Raw genomic sequence first — 22274 nt, 5'->3', positions numbered from 1 at the left:
GGTTCGAACCAGCGACCTACTGATTAAAAGTCAGTTGCTCTACCGACTGAGCTAAGGGCCCCCGTTGCCGGGATCAGCCGGCGAAGCGGCTGTGAAGGCGTCACCTAGGGGCAGGGCGCGGCTTGGTCAAGCGGGCATGAAGCTGATTGATCGTAAGACCCGTCAATGGGTCGCGCCAGGGGCCGGCGATCCGGCGGGCGGGGCCGAGGACGAAGTCGCGCGTTCGGAAGGCGGGGTGCGGCAGTATCAGGCTTTCCTCGCCCTCTCCCCCCGCCCAGGGGCCGCCGCTCCACAGTACGAGATCGAGGTCCAGCACCCGCGATCCCCAGGCTTGGCCCTGGCGGCGGCGACCGAACTTGTGTTCGATCTTGTGCAGCTTGTGCAGCATCTCGTCGGGTTCGCGTTTGCTGCGCACCACGGCCACGCCGTTGGCATAGCGGCGGCGCGAGGGGCCGATCGGCGCGCTTTCGATCACCGGCGAGGCGGCCATGACCTCGTACTTGCCGTTATCCAACGCCGCCAGCGCCGCGGCGAGCACCTTGCGAGGGCCGCCGTGGCGCGGGTGGCGCATGTTGGAGCCGAGCGCGACGAGATAGTGATGCCTGGCCAAGTTCGATGCCCCCCCGATTATGCCGTAACTATATGCCTTAGATACAGGGGCTTGTATCAAATATCCTGCGCGATGCGCGTGTAGAGTTGCGGGCGCCGGTCGCGGAAGAAGCCCATGCCCGCGCGGTGCTTGGCGGCCCGCGCGAGGTCGATGGTCGAGACCAGCACACCGGTTTCCGCCTTGCCGAACTCTGCGACGTAATCGCCCCATTCGTCGGTGATGAACGAATGGCCGTAGAAAGTCTGTTCGGTGCCACATTCCGATTCGACGCCGATGCGGTTGGCGGCGATCACCGGCATGCAGTTCGACACCGAATGGCCGATCATCGCCCGGCGCCACATGCGGCTGGTGTCGAGCGTGGCGTCGTAGGGTTCCGAGCCGATGGCGGTGGGATAGAACAGCAGTTCCGCGCCCATCAGCGCCATCACGCGCGCGCATTCGGGATACCACTGGTCCCAGCACACGCCCACGCCGACCTTGGTGCCGAGTACGTCCCAGACCTTGAACCCGTCGTTTCCGGGGCGGAAGTAGTACTTCTCCTCATAGCCGGGGCCGTCGGGGATGTGGCTCTTGCGGTAAGTGCCGATGATCTCGCCGTCGGTGCCGATCATCGCCAGGGTATTGTAGTAGTGGTGGCCGTCGCGCTCGAAGAAGCTGGTGGGGATGACCACCTTCAGCTTTGCCGCCAGCGCCTTCATCGCGATCACCGAGGGGTGCTCGGCGGTCGGGCGGGCGATCGCGAAAAGTTCCTCTTCCTCCGTCTTGCAGAAGTACGGGCCGGAGAACAGCTCGGGGGGCAGCACGATCTGCGCGCCCTTGGCGGCGGCTTCCTCGACCAGCGTGGAGACGGCGGCGATGTTCTCGCGCTCGTCGGCGGAATTGAGCGCGAGCTGGAGCGCGGCGACGGTGATCTGGGTCATGCGGCGGCCTTTATCAGCCTCGCTTGCGGAACAGAAGGGTCATGCGGTCGCTCTCGCCGATGGCGAGGTACTTCTCACGGTCCTTGTCCTTCAGCGCCAGGCTCGGCGGCAGAGTCCAGACGCCGTCCGGCCAGTTCGCGGTATCCTTCGGGTTGGCGCTGATCTCGGACTGGGCGACGAGGTCGAAGCCGTTGTCCTTCATGAAGCGGATCACGTCGGCCTCGCGCAAGTAGCCCTTCGATCCGTCGGCATAATCGGCCGGCGCATCGGGGCGGGCGCGGTGCTGCTCGATCCCCACCAGGCCGCCCGGCTTGAGCAGGTCGCGCATGGCGGCGAATTCGCTGCCCGCGATGTTCCAGCGCAGCAGGTTGTGCATCATGCGCGGCACGATGATGACGTCGAACGTGCCCCTCTCGCCTTCGGGTATGGCGCCGAGCGTGTAGGCGGCGAACTTGTCGGCAGGCAGGCCGGTGAACTTGGCGACATCCGCCGGATAGCTCGCCGCGCCCTTGCGGATGCCGTCCTTCGTCTCGGGCTTGAACGCCGGTGCGTCGGGATTGAAGTAGAGCCCCACGAGATGCCCCTGCTGGCCGAGATAGAGGCCCAGGAAGCGCGAGTACCATTCGCCGCCCGGCGCATATTCGCCCACCTTCATGGTCGGGGCGACGCGGAAGAAGCTCAGGGTCTCCACCGGATGGCGATACTTGTCGCGCGCGCGGTCGTCCTTGCGCGAAGGATTGGAGGCGGCGAGTTCGAGCAGCGCCTCGCAGCCCTTGCAGGCTTCGGCCTCAGTCTTTTCGTCGGCGGCGCTGGCGGCGCTCGGCATGGCGATGACGCCGAGAAGGGACGAAAGGGCGATGAGGGCGCGGCGCATGTCGATTCTCCCGTGGGATGGGTGGATGGTCATGAACCTAGTTTGCGCCCGCCCAATGACAAGCCACTCAAGTGTACCTATCTAGCGACAAAATCTCCCCTCATGAGGACATGCAAGACAATGGAAACGGCAATCGTTGCAGGCGGGTGCTTCTGGTGCACCGAGGCGGTGTTCCGCGACGTCATCGGCGTGGATTCCGTGGAAAGCGGCTATATCGGCGGCACCGTGCCGAGCCCCACCTACAAGCAGGTCTGCGGTGGCGACACCGGTCATGCCGAGGCCATCAAGGTGCACTACGATCCTTCCGTGCTGTCCTACGGCGATCTGCTCGACGTGTTCATGGGCACCCATGACCCGACGCAGCTCAACCGCCAGGGCAACGACGTGGGCACGCAGTATCGTTCGGCGATCTTCCCGCTGGACGAAGCCCAGGCGGCCGAGGCCGAAGCGGCCGTCACCCGCTCGAACCAGGACAACGGCGGCAAGGTCGTCACCACGATCGAGGGCTTCGCGGACGGCAAGCAGAACGACGAGTGGTATCCGGCCGAGGACTATCACCAGGAATACTGGGACGGCGAAGGCCAGCGCAATCCCTATTGCCTGGCGGTGATCCCGCCCAAGCTGATGAAGCTGCGCAAAAGCTTCCAGAACAAGGTCAAGGGCTGACCTGAATAACGGCCTCTAAAACATTTGCTTCGCCGTGTCTCACCATGAGACACGGCGAAACGAACCATATCCAAACCTTCCCGGACAAGTACTTAGCTCGCCTATCGATCCGTTCCATTGGCGAGTCCCATCATGTCCCGTCTCCGCAAGCTGTCGCTTTCCGTCGCTGTTGCCGCCGTCGCTTTCGCGGCCTGCCCCGTGCTCGCCTCCTCGGGCATGATCGCCGGGATCGACGTGCTGAAGACCTGGAACCTGGTGGTGCTGGGCGATCTCACCTCCTCTTCCGAGGTCGAAGGACGCACGTTCGTTGGCGGCAATCTCGACGGCAATTCGTCGAACTACCAGATCACTACCCTGCCCCCTTCATCGACGGGCACGCCCGGCCTGACCGTGGTGGGTGACGTCAACGGCGGCCACAAGAACCTCAACAACGGCGCGGGCGCGATCGTAGGCGGCAACGTGAACAGCGGCCTCAACCTTAACGGCGCGGCGCAGACGGTGCAGGTGGGCGGCACGATCAGCAACACCAACGTCAACAACAACACCGTGACCTCCGGCCTCGCCGCAAGCAATCCGCAGTTCGCGCAAAACCTCTCGCAGCAGAAGAGCCTCATCGAAACCTCGATGGAAGGCCTCAGCCATGCGATGAGCACCGAAACGGCCAACAGCCAGCTGACGATAAGCGGCAATCGCGGCACCTTCAACGCCCAGCCCAGTGCCAACGGCGTAGCGGTGTTCAACATCTCCGCCGCCGACCTCGACAAGATCGGCGAAATCCAGTTCAACCTCAACGGCGCCGACACCGCGATCGTCAACGTCTCGGGCAAATCGATCAGGCTGGACGACAACTTCCTCGGCGGCACCAACAACCTCGGCGAGAAGGTGGTCTGGAACTTCCACGAGGCCGAGAACCTGTCGCTCACCACCGCCTGGGGCGGTTCGGTGCTCGCACCCGGCGCCGATGCGACGACGGCGAACTACATCCAGGGCTCCGCGGTGTTCGGCAATCTCGTGCAGAACGGTGAGATGCACGTCGGCACCTACACCGGCGGCTATACGCCGGGCGGGTCGGGCTCGTCGACCAGCTCGGGCGGGTCTTCCGGCGGCGCGACCGACGTGCCGGAGCCGGGCATGATCGGCCTCTTCACACTGGGCCTGGGGGCGCTGGTGTTCTGGCGTCGTCGGCGCGCGGTCGCGGTTTAAGAACAAAGGTAGAGGCAGGGCCATCGCCCCTGCACCCCGCTACTGTCGAGGGAGGAGCACGACCTACCCGTTCCGCGCCCATGGCGGCGTCGGGAGACTTGATGGCTGCGCCGCAGGGAGCGCACTACCGATTGGGCGCGCGCAAGGTCGACATTCCGAGGGTCCGGGGGATCATCCCCCGGGTCTTCCCCCTTACTTCTGCCACCGCCCCACAAAGAACCCGTCGAGCCCGCCAACTTCGGCCAGCATCCCCGGATCGGTCCGCACCCAGCCCTCGGCGCTCGGCTCCAGCCCTTCCGGCAGTTCCGAAGCCGCAACCGGCACCGGCGTCAGCCCGACCTTGTCCGCCTGATCCTCGCCCTCTTCCACTTCCAGCGAGCAGACCGCGTAGACCAGTTGCCCGCCCGGCTTGAGCCAGCCCGAGGCGCGTTCCAGCATCTTTTCCTGAAGCGCGGTCATTTCCTCGATCTGTCGCTCGCCGATGCGGTGCAGAACGTCGGGATGGCGGCGCGCGGTGCCGGTGGCAGTGCAGGGCGCATCCAGCAGAATGGCGTCGAACCGCTCCTCCGGCTCCCAGGCGAGGACATCGGCCTGCACCACTTCGGCTTCGAGGCCGATGCGCTTGAGATTATCGCGCAGGCGTTCGAGGCGGCGCTTGGAATTGTCGAGCGCGGTGACCTGCCAGCCTGCCGCCGCCAATTGCAGCGTCTTGCCGCCCGGTGCAGCGCAGAGATCGAGCGCCTTGCGCCCCTCACCCACGCCGAGCAGCCGCGCGGGCAGGCTGGCGGCGAGATCCTGCACCCACCAGGCCCCGTCACGGAAGCCTTCGAGGTGCTCGACGGCGGTGCCGCGCGCCAACCGGACATGGCCCGGCATCAGCGAGGTGCCACCGAGACGCTCGGCCCATTCGGCGGTCTGCTCGGGATAGCGCAGGACCAGGTCGAGCGGCGGCGGCTCGGCCAGACCGGCAGCGATCGCTTCCCCGCGAGCGCCCCAGCGCCCCGCCACATCCTCGGGCAGGGCCGGCACTTCGGGAAGCGCGACCTCGCCCTTGGTCAGGGTGGAGAACACGCCGTGCGCCAGACGGCGCGGGCCGCCCATCAGCAGCGGCAGGCCGGTGGCGATCACCGCGTGGGCGGGCGTCTCCAGCCGCAGCACTTGCGCGAGCATGATCTGCAGTACCGCGCGCGCCTTCGCGTCGGGGGCGAGCGGCAGTCGAGTGGCACTGTCGATCAGTTCGTCGAGATCCGTGCGCCAGCGCAGCACTTCGCCGGCGATGGCGCGGGCGAGCGCCCGGTCGGCGTCTCCGCCCACCCGCGCGAGCGCGGAGCCGCCTGCCTGGTCTAGCGTTTCGCCCCGCCGCAGCACGGCATCGATAAGGTTGAGCGCGGCACGGCGCGCCGGAAGGCCGGGAATGTCCATGGCAAGCCCCTATAGCGGATTGCGTTTCGACGCCACCTCCACCACATGGTCACCATGACACAGCGCGCCACCAAGCGGCCGGACGGCTTCACCAAGCCCGCCCACTGGACCAACGACCCCGCGCCAGCGCCTTCGCCCGAGGCGGCGAAGGGCGGCGACGGCGCGGAAGAGCAGGACCCGGACGGGATTTCTCCCACCCGCTACGGCGACTGGGTACGCAACGGCATCGCCATCGACTTCTGATCGCCGGGTCGCCGGGTCGCCGGACTGGAAGAAATCCCGTCGTCCCGGACTTGATCCGGGACCGCTGGCAATCCTTCAGGCAGGCGCTTGAAGACAAGCGCCTTTCAACGGAGCCACAAGCGCCAGCCCTCAAACGAGGCGTGGCTCGGCCAGCGGTCCCGGATCAAGTCCGGGACGACGATGCCGCATGCACCTGATCTTCCCCAGTCTACCAATCCCGCGCCATGCCCGGCAGACGATCCACGAGGAAATCGATCCACGCCCGCGTCTTGGCGGCCGGGCGCCGTGTGCGGTGAGTCACGGCATGGATTGCGCCGAGGTCGTAGAGTTCGACTCCGAGATCCAGTTCTACCAGCCGCCCTTCGGCGATAGCGCGGTCCACGAAGAAGCGCGGGCCGTAGACAAGGCCCATGCCCGCCATCGCCGCCTGCGCCAGCACTTGCCCATTGTTGGCATGAAGTGCGCCCCGCACCGCCACCGGCCGGGTGCCGTCCCGCCCGAAGCTCCGACGCGTGGCCCCGGTCTCGCTGCCGAGGGTGTAGCCGAGGCAGTCGTGCGCCGCGAGGTCGTCCAGAGACCGCGGTATGCCGCGCCGTTCCAGATATTCGGGGGCGGCGCAGATCGCCATGCGCACCGGGGCCAGCTTGCGTGCGACGAGGTTGCTGTCCGCCAGTCGCCCGATCCGCACGGCCACGTCCCAGCGCTCTTCCAGCAGATCGACGACGCGGTCGTTGAGGCCCAGTTCCACGGTGACGGCCGGATGGCGGGCGTGGAAGTCGGTCACCAGCTCCATCAGATAGGCGCTGCCGAAAGCCGCGGGGCCGGAGACGCGCAGCAGGCCCTCCACCGAGGCTGAGCGAGCCATGGCCTCGGCATCGGCTTCGTCCAGCTCGGTCAGCACGCGCTCGGCCTTGTCGAGATAGGCCGCGCCCGCCTCGGTCAGGGCCAGCCGCCGCGTGGTGCGATTGACCAGAGTGGCGCCGAGGCGTTGCTCCAGCGCATTGAGGTGCTTGGCCGCCATCGCAGGCGACATCGCCAGATCGCGCGCCGCCGCCGAAAGTCCGCCCAGCCGGATCGCCATGACGAAGACCTCGATGCTTTTCAGCCGATCCATTTCACACCCTTGGTATTAAGTTCTTCAACAAACTGCATGATTATCACCTTCGAAGCGAAGGTCTAGATAAAGCCCCGAAAGGATCGCTCCCTCATGACCCTCACCAATTCCAACATTTCCGCCACCGCTCCCTACGGCGCCTTTATCCTACGCGTGGCGCTGGGCGTGCTGTTTCTCGCCCATTTCGCGCTCAAGATGTTCGTCTTCACACCCGCGGGGGCGGCCGGCTTCTTCGGCAGCCTCGGCCTGCCTCCGGCGCTCGCCTATGTGACCATGGCGGCGGAACTGCTCGGCGGCCTGGCGCTGATCCTGGGAATCTATGCCCGCGCCGTGGCGCTGGCCTTGATCCCCCTGCTGCTCGGCACCATCGTCCTGGTGCATGGCGCCAACGGCTTCTTTTTCGACGGCAAGGGCGGCGGCTGGGAATACCCGGCCTTCTGGTCAATCGCCCTCCTTGTCCTGGCCCTGATCGGCGACGGCGCCCACGCGCTGGTGCCGACGCGGCGCATCTGAAGAAACCCAGGCCATGACCCGGCAACCCAGCTTCTTCATTCCGCACGGTGGCGGTCCCTGCTTCTTCATGCCCGACCCGCAAGGCAACTGGACCTCCATGGCCGAATTCCTGCGCGGCCTGCCCGCACGCTTGCCCGAGCCGCCCAAGGCGATCCTCGTCGTCTCAGGTCATTGGGAAACCGAGGGCTTCGCCTTCACCGGCGCCGAGCACCCTGAACTGCTGTTCGACTACTACGGCTTCCCGCAGCACACCTACGACTTGCGCTTCGACGCGCCGGGCTCTCCCGCGCTGGCCGAGCGCGCCAGCCAACTCCTGCGCGAGGCCGGCTTTGCCGCCGCTCCCGATCCCCGCCGCGGCTACGACCACGGCGTGTTCATTCCGCTCAAGGTCGCCTGGCCCGAGGCGGAGGTTCCAGTGGTCGAGATGTCGCTAGACCGCTCGCTCGACCCGGCCCGGCATCTTGCGGCCGGACAGGCCCTGGCGCCGCTGCGCGACGAAGGCGTGCTGATCCTGGGATCGGGCATGAGCTTCCACAACATGCGCGGCTACGGCAATCCGAGCTCTACGGACCCGTCGCTGGCGTTCGACCAATGGCTCACCCAAGCCGTCGAGGCCGGGGCCGAAGTGCGGGCCGAAGCGCTTGCGCATTGGGCGGAGGCACCCGGCGGCCGCTTCTCCCACCCGCGCGAGGAGCATCTCCTGCCACTGATGGTGGTGGCCGGGACCGCGCAGGGGGCAGGAAAAAAGGTCTATTCGGACCTCGTGCTCAAGACCGCGATTTCGGCGTTTCGGTTCGATTGATCCAATCACCCCGTCGTCCCGGACTTGATCCGGGACCGCTGGCAGTCTTTAGGCGCAAGGCTCGCAGTAGGCCGCCAAACGCCGTGAGGTCGTCGCCCTGCCTGGAGTTGGGCGCGGCTTGGCCAGCGGTCCCGGATCAGGTCCGGGACGACGGCTGCTGCCTCAATGCAGCATTTCGCAACGATTGCGCCCGCCCCGCTTGGCGACGTAGAGCGGGCCATCCGCCGCCGCGATCCAGTCCTCCACGGTGGCGATCGCCTCGCTCAGCGGCGCAATGCCGAAGCTGGCGGTGATGCGGATGGTCGCGCCGCCGGGCAGCGCGACATCGTGCTGGGCCAGGGTCTCGCGGAACCGCTCCACCGCCGCCAGCGCATCGAGGGCTTCCGTTTCCGGCAGCAGCACCGCGAATTCCTCTCCGCCGAGCCTGCCCAGGAAGTCCACCGGCCGCGTGGCGCCGACCACCGTGGCGGCCATCTCCCGCAGCACGGCATCTCCCGCCGGGTGGCCGTGGGTGTCGTTGACCTGCTTGAAGTGGTCGATGTCGATCAGCACCAGGCAACTGGGCCTGCCGTAGCGACGGAAGCGGTCCATTTCCTGCCTGGCCTTGTCCACGAAGCCGCGCCGGGTCAGTGCGCCGGTCAGCTGGTCGCGCTCGGCGATGCGGCGCAGTTCCAGCTCGTTCATGACGATGCGGGCGAAGTTGCCCAGGATCGCCACTTCGGCCTCGTTGAAGTCTCGCACCTTGTCGTCGATGGCGCAGAGCACGCCGACGTTGAAACCCTCCGGCGTCAGCAGCGGAATGCCCGCATAGCTGCGCACGTTGGGATCGTCGGTGACGAAGGGGTTGTTCGCGAACCGCTGGTCCAACCGCGCGTCCGAGATGAGGAAGGGCTCGCTCTGCTGGATGGCATGGGTGCAGAACGAGACGTTGCGCGGCGTCTCGGTGGCACCGATGCCGCTGCGTGCCTTGAACCACTGGCGGTCGGCGTCGATCAGGGTGACGGCGGCCATCGGCACTTTCAGCACGGCCCGCACCAGCGAGACGACATGCTCGAACGCTTCCTCCGGCTCGCTATCGAGCACGTCGAGTTTGCGCAGGGCGGCAAGACGGCCCTGCTCGTCGTTGAGGATGGGTAGAGGGAGCATTCAGGCGTTCCGATCCCGCCGCATCGAAAGCGACGATGTTGATCCAGTGACCGGAACCCGCCAGCTTGATCCGCCGGTGCCCGATCGCGAGAGGGCGCACGAGCCGCCGTCATGCGATCACGCCGATTCCCGGCAGCGGCTCCCTAATCCACGTAAGCATCCCTAGAGCAGGATTAACTTCCTGAAAATGCCCGTCGTCCTCTGTGCAGTGCAATCTGCATCAATTTTTCGCGCGCGCCGGCATGTTCCGGCGATATGTCAGGGGCTTATCTCAATCGGTGTGCCGTCCGGCACGGATTCGTAGAGCGCTTCGATTTCCGCGTTGGAGACGGCGATGCAGCCGTCGGTCCAGTCGCCGGGCACCCGGCCGTCGGGAAGCGCCTGCGTCCGCAGCGCATTGGGTTGGCCGTGGATCATGATCATCCCGCCGGGCGAGCGCCCCCGCGCGGCAGCATAGACCCTGTCCGCCGCGCTGGGATAGGAGATGTGGAGCGAGAGGTGATATCGGCTTTTCGGGTTGCCCCAGTCGATTTCGTAGCGGCCTTCGGGGGTGCGCTCGTCGCCCTCGAAGCGCTTGGGGCCGGTGGGCTCGTCGCCGAGCTGGATGTGCTCGATTACGTGGACGAGCCGGTCGCCGGTCCAGAGTTCCATGGTCCGTGCCGCCTTGCGCACGCGGATCAGGTCAATCGTGGGAAGCTGGAGAGCAGGCTCGGCATCCGCAGCGCCGAGCAAAAGCAGGAGCGGCGCGAGTCTGAACCCGCGCCGCACCGGATCAATCCAGGAAAGGATCGCGCACGAGGATGGTGTCCTCGCGCTCGGGGCTGGTGGAGACGAGCGCCACCGGGGTCTCGATCAGTTCCTGCACGCGCTGGATATATTTGATCGCCTGAGCGGGAAGATCGGCCCAGGAACGGGCGCCGGCGGTGGTGCCCTGCCAGCCGTCCATTTCCTCGTAGATCGGCTCGACCTTGGCCTGATCGGCGGCGTGGCTGGGGAAATAGTCCAGAACCTTGCCGTTCAGGCGGTACCCGGTGCAGATGCGGACCTTCTCGAAGCCGTCCAGCACGTCGAGCTTGGTCAGCGCGATGCCGGTGACGCCCGAGATCGCGCAGGACTGGCGGGTGAGCACGGCATCGAACCAGCCGCAACGGCGCTTGCGGCCGGTGACGGTGCCGAATTCATGGCCCCGCTCGCCCAGGCGCTGGCCGGTCTCGTCTTCCAGCTCGGTCGGGAACGGACCCGAGCCGACGCGGGTGGTATAGGCCTTGACGATGCCCAGCACGAAGCCGGTGGCCGAGGGGCCGAGGCCCGAACCCGAAGCCGCCGTGCCCGAAACCGTGTTCGAGCTGGTGACGAAGGGATAAGTGCCGTGGTCGACGTCGAGCAGCACGCCCTGCGCGCCTTCGAACAGGATGCGGGCGCCAGCCTTGCGCACCTGGTTCAGGCGCTTCCACACCGGCTCGGCGAACTGGAGCACGAAAGGCGCGATTTCGCGCAGTTCGTTAATCAGTGCCTCGCGGTCGACCGGCGGCTGGTTGAAGCCGGCACGCAGTGCGTCGTGGTGCGCGCAAAGGCGGTCGAGCTGCGGCTCCAGCGCATCGAGGTGCGCAAGGTCGCAGACGCGGATGGCACGGCGGCCGACCTTGTCCTCGTAAGCCGGGCCGATGCCGCGTCCGGTGGTGCCGATCTTGCCCGAACCGGCCGCCGTCTCGCGCAGACCGTCGAGGTCGCGGTGGAGCGGCAGGATCAGCGGGCAATTGTCCGCGATCGCGAAGTTCTCGGGATTGATCTCGACGCCCTGGCCGCGCAGCTTCTCGACCTCGGACTTGAGGTGCCAGGGATCGAGCACCACGCCGTTGCCGATGATCGACAGCGTGCCGGTTACGATGCCCGAGGGCAGCAGGCTGAGCTTATAGACCTGCTCGCCCACGACGAGCGTGTGGCCGGCATTATGGCCGCCCTGGAAACGGACTACGGCATCGGCGCGGCTTGCCAGCCAGTCGACGATCTTGCCCTTGCCCTCATCGCCCCACTGGGCGCCGATCACGGTTACGTTGGCCATGGATATACTCCTCCACCCTGCCACGGTGGATCCAATAACGCCCTTCGACAGGACTCGGCGATATGGATTTGCGTTGGGGCAAAAGCGCCCCGGCTTTTCGCCCGCGCCCTAGTGGCAAGGCGCATGGCTCGTCAAGGGTAGACCGCGCCGTGGTGCCGGAAGTCCCCGTCATCCCGGACTTGATCCGGGACCGCTGGCCGTGAACGACCCGCCTCGCGGCTGGGCGCTTCTGCGCGAGCTATCGCATAAAGTACTGCCCGCGATCCCGGATCAAGTCCGGGACGACGATGTTGCGCTACCCCCGCTAGCGGATCACAGCGCGACGGCCTCGCCGCCCTCCAGCCTGTGCGAACAGCCCAGCGCGATCGGATCGTCGCTTTCTGAAAGCGCCGCCACCGTGATCCACCCGATCGCGCGCTGCTGCCCCGCCACGCGCGGATCGTGCCCCAGCGGCAGGAACAGCTTGCGCTGGGCCTGGGGCTCGGCGGCCAGCAGATCCACCAGCGGGTCGGGATAGAGCGAGAAGCCGGTGGCCGATTCGGGATGATGGCCGGTCTGGCCGAGGATGCGATAGGTGCCGCCGCGCCCCAGGCTGCCGGAAATACCCTCTGCGTAGATCGTGAAGCCGAACCACGACTGATACTCGAAACCGTGACGTTCCGAGGGGTCGAGCGTGATGCGGGCCTTGTCACCGACGCGCGCGGCGATTTCTCGCAGGCCGGCGATCCGGCTGGCCAGCGCGCCTCCGCATTCGAAAGCCGCAAGGCGCTCGATCGCGCTGGCGAAAGGACCGACCGCGTAGAGCAGCGGCAGGTAGCCCTCGCCGCCCACGTCGACCAGCCCGCCCGCGTCCTTGGCGTCCAGCATCTGGCGCACCGCTTCGATACCGGCTTCCGGCAGCGGCAGGGCTTCCACGCTGAGCGTATCGACGAGGTCCGGCAGGGTGAAGTCCACCGAAATCCCGGTGGCGCCGGCCGCGCGCAGAGCCTCGATCGCCAGTTCGACGATCTCGGCGGCGGCAGCCACCGAATCGGTACCGATCAGCTCGGCGCCAAGCTGGAGCCGCTCGCGGCGCGGGTCGAGGCCGTCGCCCTTGATGGTACAGACCTGCCCGGAATAGGACAGCCGCAGCGGACGCGGCGCTTCGGCAAGGCCGGTGGCCGCTATGCGCGCGATTTGCGCGGTCATGTCCGAGCGCAGCGCCAGCATCCGCATGGACACCGGATCGACGAAGCGGAACATGCGCCGCACCTGCACGCCCGCCATGCGGTGCGCGAGGGCCTTCTCGAACTCTATCAGCGGCGTTTCGACGCGTTCGTAGCCGTGGCTCGCCAGCACGTCATGCGCCATGCGGCGCACCTGCTGCGAGGCCCAGGCCTGCTGAGGAAGACGGTCGCCCAGTCCTTCGGGCAAGAGATCGCGGTCGTTGTCCTGCATGATGGTGGCGCCCTTAACCGCAAGGGCGGGAAATGTCGAATGACACCTGCCCTCCGCTACGCATCTGTCGCCTGAAAGCGAAAGCCTGCGACAATTTGCGTGAAATTTCCTGTCAACAAGCGCCGCGCATAAGGCTATTCCGCCCGGATCGTCTGGCGGGACGACACATCCAGTTACAGCCCATTCCCTGCATGGGCCGGACCGTCAGGCATGCACCCCGCTCGTAATCGAGTTCGGCCGCCTTGCGCCCTGCCCTGCGAACAACGGTCGAGGTCCATGCGCAAGATTTCCCTGCTTCTACTGCCCCTTCTGCTGCTCCAGACGCCCGCCCATGCCCAGATGGGCGGCGGCGACATGGGAGGCATGGGAGGAGGCGGAATGGGAGGCGGCGGCATGGGCGGCCCGGGTGGCGGCGGCCCTCCGAAAGGAGGAACAGGCGGCGGCGGCAAGCCCCGCATGCCCAAGCCGATCTCCCGCGCGCACTACGACAAGATCGTCACCGCCCTGTTCCGCGATGCCGACAGCAACCGCGACGGACTGGTGACTCTCGACGAATTCCACGCCCTCGTGAACGCCCGGCGCGACGCCGCGATCAAGGCCCGCTTCGCCAAAGTCGACGCCAATGGCGACGGCACCATCTCTGCGGCCGAATTCACCGTCTGGCAGCAGCAGATGGGCTCGGTCGCCTCGGACGAACGCGGGGCGCTGGGCGATCGCAGCGGTCAGGTCCTGGAAGTGATCGCCCCCGATTTCGGCCGGGATGACGACGACCGCATGCTGGCCGACCTGATCGAGCCGATCTCCGGCACGCTCATCGCCAAGGCCAACACCAACTACGACGCCGGCGTCTCGCTGGAGGAACTGCTCGCCTACGAAGACGCCAGGTTCGACGCCGCCGATGCCGACAAGGACGGCTATCTCTCCATGCAGGAACTGCGCCCGAAGAACGGCGGACGCGAAGGAATGCCCGGCCGCGGCGGCATGCGCCCGATGGGCCCGCCGCCTTCGGCGCAGTAGGAACGCTCCCGCAGCCCGCTCACCCTGAGCTTGTCGAAGATCCACCACCCAGAGAAAGAAAAAAGGGGCCGGCACCCGAAGATACCGGCCCCTTCCGTTGGGAGCTGTAATCCGCCGTTATCAGACGAACTTGAGCGCCTTGACCGTCTTCACGCCCGGAAGCGAAGTCGCCGCCTTGAGCACGTCTTCCGACACGGCGTTGTCGACCGAGAGCAGCAGCACGGCTTCACCGCCGGTGTCGCGGCGACCGAGGTTGAAGGTGCCGATGTTGATCGCGTTCTCGCCCAGCAGGGTGCCGATGCGGCCGATGAAGCCCGGCGCGTCCTCGTTGACGATGTACATCATGTCACCGGCGAGTTCCGCTTCGACCTTGATGCCGAACATCTCGACCAGACGCGGCTCGCGGTTGTTGAACAGCGTGCCCGCCACCGAACGCTCGCCCGCCTCGGTCTTCACCGAGACGCGGATCAGCGTGTGGTAGTCGCCTTCGCGCTCGGTCTTCACTTCGCGCACTTCAAGGCCGCGCTCCTTGGCGAGGAACGGCGCGTTGACCATGTTCACCGTGTCCGACTGAACGCGCATGAAGCCGGCGAGCACGGCGGCGGTGATCGGCTTCTGGTTCAGTTCGGCAGCCGCGCCCTCAACGTGGATCGAGATGCGGGGAACCGAGTCGCGGGTCAGCTGGCCGACCATCGAACCCAGCATTTCGGCCAGCTTCATATAGGGCTTCAGCTTCGGCGCTTCCTCGGCCGAGAGCGAGGGCATGTTGAGCGCGTTGGTGACGCCGCCGTTGACCAGGAAGTCAGCCAGCTGCTCGGCAACCTGGAGCGCCACGTTGACCTGGGCTTCGGTGGTCGATGCGCCGAGGTGCGGGGTGCAGATGAAGTTCGGCGTGCCGAACAGGGGCGAGTCCTTGGCGGGCTCGGTCTGGAACACGTCGAGCGCGGCACCGGCGACATGGCCGTTGTCGAGCATGGTCTTCAGCGCGGCTTCGTCGATCAAGCCGCCTCGGGCGCAGTTGACGATGCGCACGCCCTTCTTGGTCTTGGCCAGGTTCTCGGCCGAGAGGATGTTGCGGGTCTGGTCGGTCAGCGGCGTGTGCAGCGTGATGAAGTCCGCCTTGTCGAGCAGGGTGTCGAGATCGGCCTTCTCCACGCCCATTTCGACGGCGCGTTCGGGGGTGAGGAACGGGTCGAAGGCGACGACCTTCATCTTCAGGCCCAGCGCGCGGCTGGCGACGATCGAGCCGATGTTGCCGGCGCCGATCAGGCCCAGCGTCTTGCCGGTGACTTCGACGCCCATGAAGCCGTTCTTCGGCCACAGGCCCTGCTGGGTCTGGGCATTGGCTTCGGGAATCTGGCGAGCCAGCGCGAAGATCATGGCGATGGCGTGTTCGGCGGTGGTGATCGAGTTGCCGAACGGCGTGTTCATCACCACGACGCCCTGCGCCGAAGCGGCCGGGATGTCGACGTTGTCGACGCCGATACCGGCGCGGCCGATCACCTTCAGGTTCTTCGCGGCGGCGAGGATTTCCTTGGTGACCTTGGTCGACGAACGGATCGCGAGGCCGTCATAATCGCCGATGCGGGCGATCAGTTGTTCGGGGGTTTCGCCGGTGATGACGTCTACGTCGCAGCCGCGGATCTCGAAGATACGGGCGGCATTGGGGTCCATCTTGTCCGAAATGAGGACGCGGGGCTTGGTCATGGAATTATTCCTTCACTCGTCATCCCGGACCTGATCCGGGATCGGTGGAAGTCTTGGCGGAGCTTCGCCGATACGTGGGTGGGCTCCGCCAGCGGTCCCGGATCGAGTCCGGGACGACGTGGAATGGTTCAGCCGGCCTTGACGGTGGCGTAGGCCCAGTCGAGCCACGGTCCCAGCGCCTCGACGTCGGCCGTGTCCACGGTCGCGCCGCACCAGATGCGCAGGCCCGGAGGGGCATCGCGGTATCCGGCGACGTCGTAAGCCGCGCCTTCCTTTTCGAGGAGGGCTGCAAACTTCTTGATGAAGTCTGCATCGGCGCCTTCGACGGAGAGGCAGACCGAGGTCTTGGAGCGGGTGCCGCTGTCCACCGCGAGGTGCGAGAGCCAGTCACGCTCGGCGACGATCTTGTCCAGCGCGTGGGCATTGGCGTTCGAACGGGCCTTCAGACCTTCGAGACCGCCCAGACCCTTGGCCCATTCCAGAGCGAAGATCGCGTCCTCGACGGCGAGCATCGAAGGGGTGTTGATGGTTTCGCCCTTGAACACGCCCTCTGCCAGCTTGCCCTTCGACACAAGGCGGAACACCTTGGGAAGCGGCCAGGCCGGGGTGTAGTTCTCAAGGCGCTCGACCGCGCGGGGGCCGAGGATCAGGACGCCGTGGCCGCCCTCGCCGCCCAGAACCTTCTGCCAGGAGAAGGTGGCAACGTCGATCTTGGACCAGTCGATGTCGTAGGCGAAGACCGCCGAAGTGGCGTCTGCGAAGGACAGGCCCTCGCGGTCGGCCGGGATCCAGTTGGCATCCGGAACGCGCACGCCCGAAGTGGTGCCGTTCCAGGTGAAGAGCACGTCGTCGGACCAGTCGATCTTGTCGAGGTCGGGCAGCTGGCCGTAGTCGGCGCGGAACACGGTGGGTTCCAGCTTGAGCTGCTTGACGGCGTCGGTAACCCAGCCCTCACCGAAGCTTTCCCAGGCCAGCGCGGTCACGCCGCGGGCGCCGAGCATGGTCCACATGGCCATCTCGAAGGCGCCGGTGTCCGAACCGGGGACGATACCGATACGATGCGTGTCGGGCAGCTGCAGAACTTCGCGCATCAGATCGATGCAATACGCAAGGCGCGTCTTGCCGATCTTGGCGCGGTGCGAGCGGCCGAGGGCTTCGGTGTTCAGCTTTTCGGGGGCATATCCGGGCGGCTTGGCGCAGGGACCGGAAGAGAAGTGCGGACGCGCAGGTTTGCGCGCGGGTACGCTAATTACATCAGTCATTTCTGACTCTCCTTACAGAGAGCACGCGCGGCGTTGGGACCGCGTGGCCCGGAGCCGCGTCTAAAGAGGTCGGGAAATTTGTCAAACGATTCTCCGGCCGCTTGCGCCAGATCGTTTCTCCAATTCGTCGTTTTGCGGCGGTTCACTGCGCGGAGGACGCGGAATTGCGCGATTTCTTTATTCGGTGGAAAACTTGCTTCCCGCGATTCCGGCGCCGACAGTGGCTGGGTAAGCTTCGGTTCACCCAAGGCCCGGATGCTTGAGCCGGATGATGAAGTCCCGCCTGTTACCACCCCGAAGGCTGCGGCCCCTGCTGCTGGCCCTGCCCCTGATCGCCGTCCTGAACGGCTGCATCGATCGGCCGGAACATTCGCGCGGACGCGGCGCGCGTCCTTCCGCCCAATCGCGCCCGGCCGCCCCGCCGCCCTCCCGCGAATTGCGCCAGTGCATGGCCACGCTCGGCGCGCAGAACGCCGTGTTCACGCCGGTGACCGACCGATACTACGGAAACGGCTGTTCCACCCTCGGCACCGTCAAGCTTTCGGCGCTCAATACCGACAGCGCAACGGTTTCCGTCACCAATCTCGGCCCGGTAACCTGCACGACGGCAACCCCCTTCGCGGCCTGGGCGCGCTACGGTGTGGACCGTGCGGCGCAGCAGATCCTCGGCAGCCGCATCCTGAGCATCGAAACTTACGGCAGCTACAATTGCCGCAATGTCGCGGGCACGGCGCGCCGGTCCGGCCATGCCACGGCAAATGCCATCGACGTGTCCGGTTTCGTGCTGGCGGACGGACGGCGCATCTCCGTTCTGGATGACTGGAGCAACGGCACTCCCGCCGAACGCCGCTTCCTGCGCGTCGTCCACGACAGCGCCTGCAAACGCTTCGGCACGACGCTCGGCCCAGACTATAACGAAGCGCACAGGAACCACTTCCACCTGGAAGCAGACGGCGCGAAGTTCTGCCGATAGGGGGAGCCCAGAGACTCCCCCTATCGATTTGATCAGAACGGCAGCTTGTAGAAGCGCACCGCGTTGTCCTGAAGGACCTTCTTTTTCACCGCATAGTCGTATCCGCCGAGCACGTTCTTGATGTGCTCCTGCACGCCCGGATAGAGCGAGGTGGGGTGCGGGAAGTCGGTTTCGAACATGACGTTGCCAACGCCGATCGTTTCCAGCAGCAGCTTCGGCGCGATCTTCTCGAACCAGAAGGTGCACATGAAGTGGTCGCGGAAGTAGTCCCAGGGCTGCTTCTTCAGCACGTTGCGCTTGCTGGGCAGCATTTCCTGGAACTGGTGCTCCAGCGCTTCCACCGCGAAAGGCACCCAACCCATGCCGCTTTCGATCAGGCCGATCTTGAGGTTCGGGTGACGGTCTAGCCGGCCGGAGACCATCCAGTTGCCCAGAGTGGCCGCGTTGCCGATGGAGAACATCGTCGCCACCACCGACAGGGTCTGTTCGAAGGCAAAGCCTTCCCAGGTCAGCGTGTTGGGGTCGATCGCGGCATTGAGGTGGAAGTTAAGCGAGATGCCTTCCGCGTCGATCATCTCCAGGAACGGCGTCCAGTATTCGTGGTTGAAGCTGGGCACGCCGACGCGCTCAGGCGTGTCGGGCAGCACGAAGCCGCGCAGGCCCATGTCGATGCAGCGGCGGGCTTCCTTCTCCATCTCCGCCTTGTTCCAGAACGGCAGGTGGGCCATCGGGAACAGGCGCTCTCCGGAATCGCGCTGATAGTCCGCGTTGAAATCGTTGAACAGTTTCATGATGGTGACGGCCAGATCGTCGTCACCCAAGGTCATCAGCATCCCCGCCTGGGTAATGCCCGAGTTCTGGAAGCAGATCTGCGCGTAGACGCCCATGTCGTCCATCGCCTGGAGGCGCGGGGCGATCTCGTGCCCACCCGGATGCGCTTCCTCAAGGGTGGGGAACGCCAGGCGGCCGAGCAGCTTGTTGTTGTCCTTGCGGATCACGTTGCCGCCCAGCGAACCGCAGTTGCGATCGCCGATGTACCAGCGATCGACGCCGTCGGCGTCGCGCTTCACATAGGGCATCTTGTCTTTCAGGCCGATCGGCGCGCGATCGGTAAACAGCGTCGGCGGTTCGCTGAGGTGCGTGTCGGTATCGACGATCTTGATACCCTCCAGCGAGGGGTCGAGCCCACCGGATTGCGTGGCGTAATCCACTTCCCGGATCACGCCGCCCTGGGTGTAGCCTTCCGCCGACCAGTACTTGCGTGCAGACTCCTGCATTTCCTTAGCATCGCCATCTGCCATGGCCTGTCTCCCAAAAGAATGATTGGGACTCATGTCGCAACCTCGGGGGCTACAGGCAATCGAGGAGCCCAACGCCGAGACGATGAATGACCGATGTGGCACTCCGCCGGGGCGGCGCGAGCGCTCTGTGCCTTGCCGCCGGGGCGATGCCGGGGCATCCAGAGCCTCGGGAGAGAACATCATGCCACAAACGCGCACGCTGGACGATATCCGCGTGGACTTCGATGCGCCGGACAACGTGCCGAAGGACCGCATCGTCGATCTGGGATTCGCCATGGGCTCCACGCCCAACGACCTGGTCGACCCTTACGAGCCCTGCGGCTGGCTGTCGGGCGAAGACATTCCCCGCCTGCTGTTCAACCCGCCCTCGATGCACGGGCTCGGCGCGATCAGCGGCAACCGGCGCGGCTCCTGGGTCGTCAGCCACTACGAGGACATCGAGCGCGTCTATACCGACAACGAACACTTCTCCAACGCAGGAACCGCCGAATTCCAGCGACTGATCGGGGAGACCTTCAAATCGATCCCGCTCGCGATCGATCCGCCTGACCATCAGAAATACCGGCTCTACCTGATGCCCTACTTCAGCCCGGCGCGGATCACCCGCGACCTGGAACCGCGCATCCGCACGGTGGTGGACGAGATGATCGGCGCGGTCGAGCGCAAGGGAGAGGTCGACATGGCCTGGGACTTCGCGCGGGTCTATCCGGTGCGGATCTTCATGGGCCTGATGGGCTTCCCCGAAGAGAAGTTCGAGCAGTTCCTCGACTGGGAGTGGGACATCCTCCATTCCGGCAGCCTCGAAAAGATGCAGGCGGCCCTTCGGGGCGTGCTGGAATTCCTGCGCGGCTTCATCGCCGAGAAAGAACGCAACCCGGACGAGCACCTCGTCTCCGCCATCGTCCACGGCCAGATCGAAGGCCGCGCACCGACCGAGGACGAGAAGATCGGCATGGTCTGGTTCCTCTGGCTCGGCGGACTCGACACCGTGGCGGCCACCATCGCGCAGATGTTCCGCCGCCTGGCGCTCCAGCCGGACTTGCAGCAGCGGCTGCGCGAGAGGCCTGAACTGATCAATTCGGCCGTCGAGGAGTTCCTCCGCACCCAGCCGATCCTCTCGTCCTCGCGCTCGGCGAAGAAGGATTTCGAGTGGCACGGCATCCAGATCCGGAAAGGCGATACCTTCGCCTGCCTGAACCCTTCCGGCAACTTCGACCCGGCGCGATTCGAAAATCCGCGCACGTTCGATCCCGAGCGCAAGGCGAACCGGCACTTCACGTTCGTGGGCGGAGTGCACATCTGTCTCGGCGCGCATCTCGCCCGGCGCGAGTTGCGCGTGCTGCTGGAGCAGTGGTTCGCGCGCATTCCGGCATTCCGGGTCAAGCCTGGAGCGGATACGACGGTATTTCCGGGACTGCTCTCGATCCGCAATCTGCCGATCGTCTGGGACGTGAAGTAGGAAAGGAAAAGCAGGGGAGCATAGCCCCCCTGCACCCCCATTACTGTCCAGGTCAGGCGGACCGACAGCGTCGAGCGCCCATGGCCGCGTCGGAAGACATAATGGCTGCGCCGCAGGGAGCGCGCTACGCCTAGGTAGCGCGCAACGCCGACATTCCGAAGGTCTGGGGGATCATCCCCCAGGACTTCCCCTCTCCCTAAACTCTGGCCGGAGCCAACTTCGGACTCAACAGGTGCACCACCGCCAACGCCACGAGATAGGCGCTCGCGCAAATCGCGAAGAGCACCTCGTAGCTATGCGTCGTATCGAGGATGTACCCCGCGAAAAGCGCCATGCCCATGCCGCCGAACGCGCCCACGGTGCCGCCGATGCCGACCACGGAACCCACCGCTCCGCGCGGGAAGACGTCGGACGGCAGTGTGTAGAGGTTGGCGGAGAACGCCTGGTGCGCCGCCGTCGCAAGGCCGATGACGAGCACCGCCGACCACACGCTGTCGATGCTCTGGGCGAACCAGATGGGCAGGACGCAGACGGCGCAGATCAGCATCGTGATCTTGCGGGCGAAGTTGGGGGTCTTGCCCGCCTTGATGAGCTTCGAGGAAAGCCAGCCGCCGCCCACGCTGCCAAGGTCGGAGATGAGGTAAATCCCGGCGAGCGGCAGGCCGAAGGTCTTCAGATCCAGGTCGTAGCGCTCGAACAGGTAGCCCGGCAGCCAGAACAGGAAGAACCACCAGATCGGGTCGATCAGGAACTTGCCGAGGGCGAAGGCCCAGGTTTCCCTGACGGTGAGCAGGCGCGCCCAACCGATCTTTTCCACCGGGTCAGCCGGACCCTGCTGGATCCAGGCCAGTTCGCCGCGCGTCACCCGAGGATGTTCGGTGGGGTGGCGATACATCGCCCACCAGGCGCCAAGCCAGACGATGCCGAAAATTCCGGTCACGAAGAAGGCCATGCGCCAGTCGAACCACAGCACCAGCAGCGGCACGATCAGCGGCGTCAGGATGGCGCCGACATTGGCGCCCGCGTTGAACAGGCCGATCGCGAAGGCGCGTTCCTTCTGCGGGAACCAGTCGGTAACGGCGCGGATGCCGGCAGGGAAGTTGCCCGATTCGCCTATGCCCAGGCCAAAGCGCGCCATGGCGAAGGAGGTCACGCCGCTGGCGAAGCCGTGAGCCATGTGGCTTATCGTCCAGATGACGAGTGCCACGGCATAGCCGATCCGCGCGCCCAGCACGTCCACCACTTTGCCGAAGGAAAGATAGCCGATGGCATAGGCCAGTTGGAACCAGAACACGATTTCCGCGAAATCGGATTCGGTCCAGTGGAACTCGGCTTCCAGCGTGGGCTTGAGGACGCCGATCATTTGCCGGTCTACGTAGTTGATCGCCGTCGCCGCGAAAAGCAGCGCGACGACGACCCAGCGATAGCGGCCTGCGGTCGGGTGGATGCCCGTCCCTTCGATCTTTTCGCCAGTATATTCCCCGGCCCCTGCGTTCATGTGACCCTACTCCCGTTTCGGCGGCACCGTTTTCGGGCCTGCCGG

At 65.8% G+C, this 22274-nt stretch carries 21 protein-coding genes; 8 read left to right on the top strand and 13 right to left on the bottom strand.

Annotated elements, in window-relative coordinates; all coding sequences use genetic code 11:
• Positions 1 to 100: 100 nt before the first annotated feature.
• The 3 genes from folK to RT424_RS04970 are packed head-to-tail and all read right to left on the bottom strand — an operon-like array spanning position 101 to position 2404.
• Complete coding sequence (gene folK, locus RT424_RS04980) at positions 101 to 610, bottom strand: 2-amino-4-hydroxy-6-hydroxymethyldihydropteridine diphosphokinase (protein WP_313434898.1); 510 nt, start codon at positions 608 to 610, stop codon at positions 101 to 103.
• Positions 611 to 666: 56 nt separating this feature from the next.
• Complete coding sequence (aguB, locus tag RT424_RS04975; protein WP_313434896.1) at positions 667 to 1530, bottom strand: N-carbamoylputrescine amidase; 864 nt, start codon at positions 1528 to 1530, stop codon at positions 667 to 669.
• Positions 1531 to 1543: 13 nt separating this feature from the next.
• Entirely contained in the window at positions 1544 to 2404 is an 861-nt protein-coding gene (locus RT424_RS04970; RefSeq protein WP_313434894.1) for a methyltransferase, read from the bottom strand.
• Positions 2405 to 2524: 120 nt separating this feature from the next.
• On the opposite strand from RT424_RS04970, the gene msrA reads away from it, so the two are divergent.
• Both msrA and RT424_RS04960 read left to right on the top strand, forming a co-directional pair.
• Positions 2525 to 3070, top strand: a complete 546-nt coding sequence (gene msrA / locus RT424_RS04965) for a peptide-methionine (S)-S-oxide reductase MsrA (RefSeq protein WP_313434892.1) — start codon at positions 2525 to 2527, stop codon at positions 3068 to 3070.
• Between the two features lie 132 nt (positions 3071 to 3202).
• Positions 3203 to 4273 carry a choice-of-anchor A family protein gene (locus RT424_RS04960; protein ID WP_313434890.1) on the top strand — a complete coding sequence of 357 codons (1071 nt, stop codon included), beginning with the start codon at positions 3203 to 3205 and terminating at the stop codon, positions 4271 to 4273.
• Positions 4274 to 4465: 192 nt separating this feature from the next.
• On the opposite strand, the gene RT424_RS04955 is transcribed toward RT424_RS04960, so the two are convergent.
• Positions 4466 to 5695 (bottom strand): RsmB/NOP family class I SAM-dependent RNA methyltransferase, encoded by a 1230-nt coding sequence (locus RT424_RS04955; protein WP_313434888.1) that lies wholly within the window; start codon positions 5693 to 5695, stop codon positions 4466 to 4468.
• Between the two features lie 54 nt (positions 5696 to 5749).
• On the opposite strand from RT424_RS04955, the gene RT424_RS04950 reads away from it, so the two are divergent.
• On the top strand, positions 5750 to 5938 hold the full coding sequence (locus RT424_RS04950; protein ID WP_313434886.1) for a DUF1674 domain-containing protein: 189 nt from the start codon (positions 5750 to 5752) through the stop codon (positions 5936 to 5938).
• A 208-nt stretch (positions 5939 to 6146) separates the two neighbouring features.
• Here the strand turns inward: RT424_RS04950 and RT424_RS04945 are convergent, their stop codons facing one another.
• Entirely contained in the window at positions 6147 to 7052 is a 906-nt protein-coding gene (locus RT424_RS04945) for a LysR family transcriptional regulator (RefSeq protein ID WP_313434884.1), read from the bottom strand.
• Between the two features lie 93 nt (positions 7053 to 7145).
• On the opposite strand from RT424_RS04945, the gene RT424_RS04940 reads away from it, so the two are divergent.
• Both RT424_RS04940 and RT424_RS04935 read left to right on the top strand, forming a co-directional pair.
• Positions 7146 to 7565, top strand: a complete 420-nt coding sequence (locus tag RT424_RS04940) for a DoxX family protein (RefSeq protein ID WP_313434882.1) — start codon at positions 7146 to 7148, stop codon at positions 7563 to 7565.
• A 13-nt stretch (positions 7566 to 7578) separates the two neighbouring features.
• Positions 7579 to 8367, top strand: coding sequence for a class III extradiol ring-cleavage dioxygenase (locus RT424_RS04935; RefSeq protein WP_313434880.1), 789 nt, complete (start codon positions 7579 to 7581; stop codon positions 8365 to 8367).
• Positions 8368 to 8529: 162 nt separating this feature from the next.
• On the opposite strand, the gene RT424_RS04930 is transcribed toward RT424_RS04935, so the two are convergent.
• The 4 genes from RT424_RS04930 to RT424_RS04915 form a co-directional block, all read right to left on the bottom strand.
• Entirely contained in the window at positions 8530 to 9513 is a 984-nt protein-coding gene (locus tag RT424_RS04930) for a sensor domain-containing diguanylate cyclase (protein ID WP_313434878.1), read from the bottom strand.
• A 258-nt stretch (positions 9514 to 9771) separates the two neighbouring features.
• Positions 9772 to 10281, bottom strand: a complete 510-nt coding sequence (locus RT424_RS04925) for a murein L,D-transpeptidase family protein (RefSeq protein ID WP_313434876.1) — start codon at positions 10279 to 10281, stop codon at positions 9772 to 9774.
• Between the two features lie 4 nt (positions 10282 to 10285).
• Complete coding sequence (locus RT424_RS04920) at positions 10286 to 11575, bottom strand: adenylosuccinate synthase (RefSeq protein ID WP_313434874.1); 1290 nt, start codon at positions 11573 to 11575, stop codon at positions 10286 to 10288.
• Positions 11576 to 11887: 312 nt separating this feature from the next.
• Positions 11888 to 13012, bottom strand: a complete 1125-nt coding sequence (locus RT424_RS04915; RefSeq protein WP_313434872.1) for an ATP phosphoribosyltransferase regulatory subunit — start codon at positions 13010 to 13012, stop codon at positions 11888 to 11890.
• Positions 13013 to 13288: 276 nt separating this feature from the next.
• Between RT424_RS04915 and RT424_RS04910 the strand changes: the two genes are divergently transcribed.
• Positions 13289 to 14029 carry an EF-hand domain-containing protein gene (locus RT424_RS04910; protein ID WP_313434870.1) on the top strand — a complete coding sequence of 247 codons (741 nt, stop codon included), beginning with the start codon at positions 13289 to 13291 and terminating at the stop codon, positions 14027 to 14029.
• A gap of 120 nt (positions 14030 to 14149) precedes the next feature.
• Here RT424_RS04910 and serA read toward each other — a convergent pair whose 3' ends face one another.
• Positions 14150 to 15736 (bottom strand): phosphoglycerate dehydrogenase, encoded by a 1587-nt coding sequence (gene serA, locus RT424_RS04905; protein ID WP_313434868.1) that lies wholly within the window; start codon positions 15734 to 15736, stop codon positions 14150 to 14152.
• Between the two features lie 128 nt (positions 15737 to 15864).
• Positions 15865 to 16998, bottom strand: coding sequence for a phosphoserine transaminase (locus tag RT424_RS04900; protein ID WP_313434866.1), 1134 nt, complete (start codon positions 16996 to 16998; stop codon positions 15865 to 15867).
• A gap of 271 nt (positions 16999 to 17269) precedes the next feature.
• Between RT424_RS04900 and RT424_RS04895 the strand changes: the two genes are divergently transcribed.
• A complete protein-coding gene (locus RT424_RS04895; protein ID WP_313434864.1) occupies positions 17270 to 17971 on the top strand; it encodes an extensin family protein in 702 nt (233 codons plus the stop codon).
• A gap of 32 nt (positions 17972 to 18003) precedes the next feature.
• On the opposite strand, the gene RT424_RS04890 is transcribed toward RT424_RS04895, so the two are convergent.
• Positions 18004 to 19272: an amidohydrolase family protein gene (locus tag RT424_RS04890; RefSeq protein WP_313434862.1), complete on the bottom strand. Its 1269-nt coding sequence runs from the start codon at positions 19270 to 19272 to the stop codon at positions 18004 to 18006.
• Between the two features lie 181 nt (positions 19273 to 19453).
• Here RT424_RS04890 and RT424_RS04885 point away from each other — a divergent pair, with 181 nt between their 5' ends.
• A complete protein-coding gene (locus RT424_RS04885) occupies positions 19454 to 20731 on the top strand; it encodes a cytochrome P450 (RefSeq protein WP_313434860.1) in 1278 nt (425 codons plus the stop codon).
• A gap of 196 nt (positions 20732 to 20927) precedes the next feature.
• Here the strand turns inward: RT424_RS04885 and RT424_RS04880 are convergent, their stop codons facing one another.
• A complete protein-coding gene (locus tag RT424_RS04880) occupies positions 20928 to 22229 on the bottom strand; it encodes an MFS transporter (protein WP_313434858.1) in 1302 nt (433 codons plus the stop codon).
• Between the last annotated feature and the right edge of the window lie 45 nt (positions 22230 to 22274).

Origin of the sequence: Novosphingobium sp., from assembly GCF_032093395.1 — a bacterium.
In the GTDB taxonomy this organism is placed as follows: Bacteria; Pseudomonadota; Alphaproteobacteria; order Sphingomonadales; family Sphingomonadaceae; genus Novosphingobium.
This window is presented reverse-complemented; position numbering and strand designations above follow the sequence as displayed.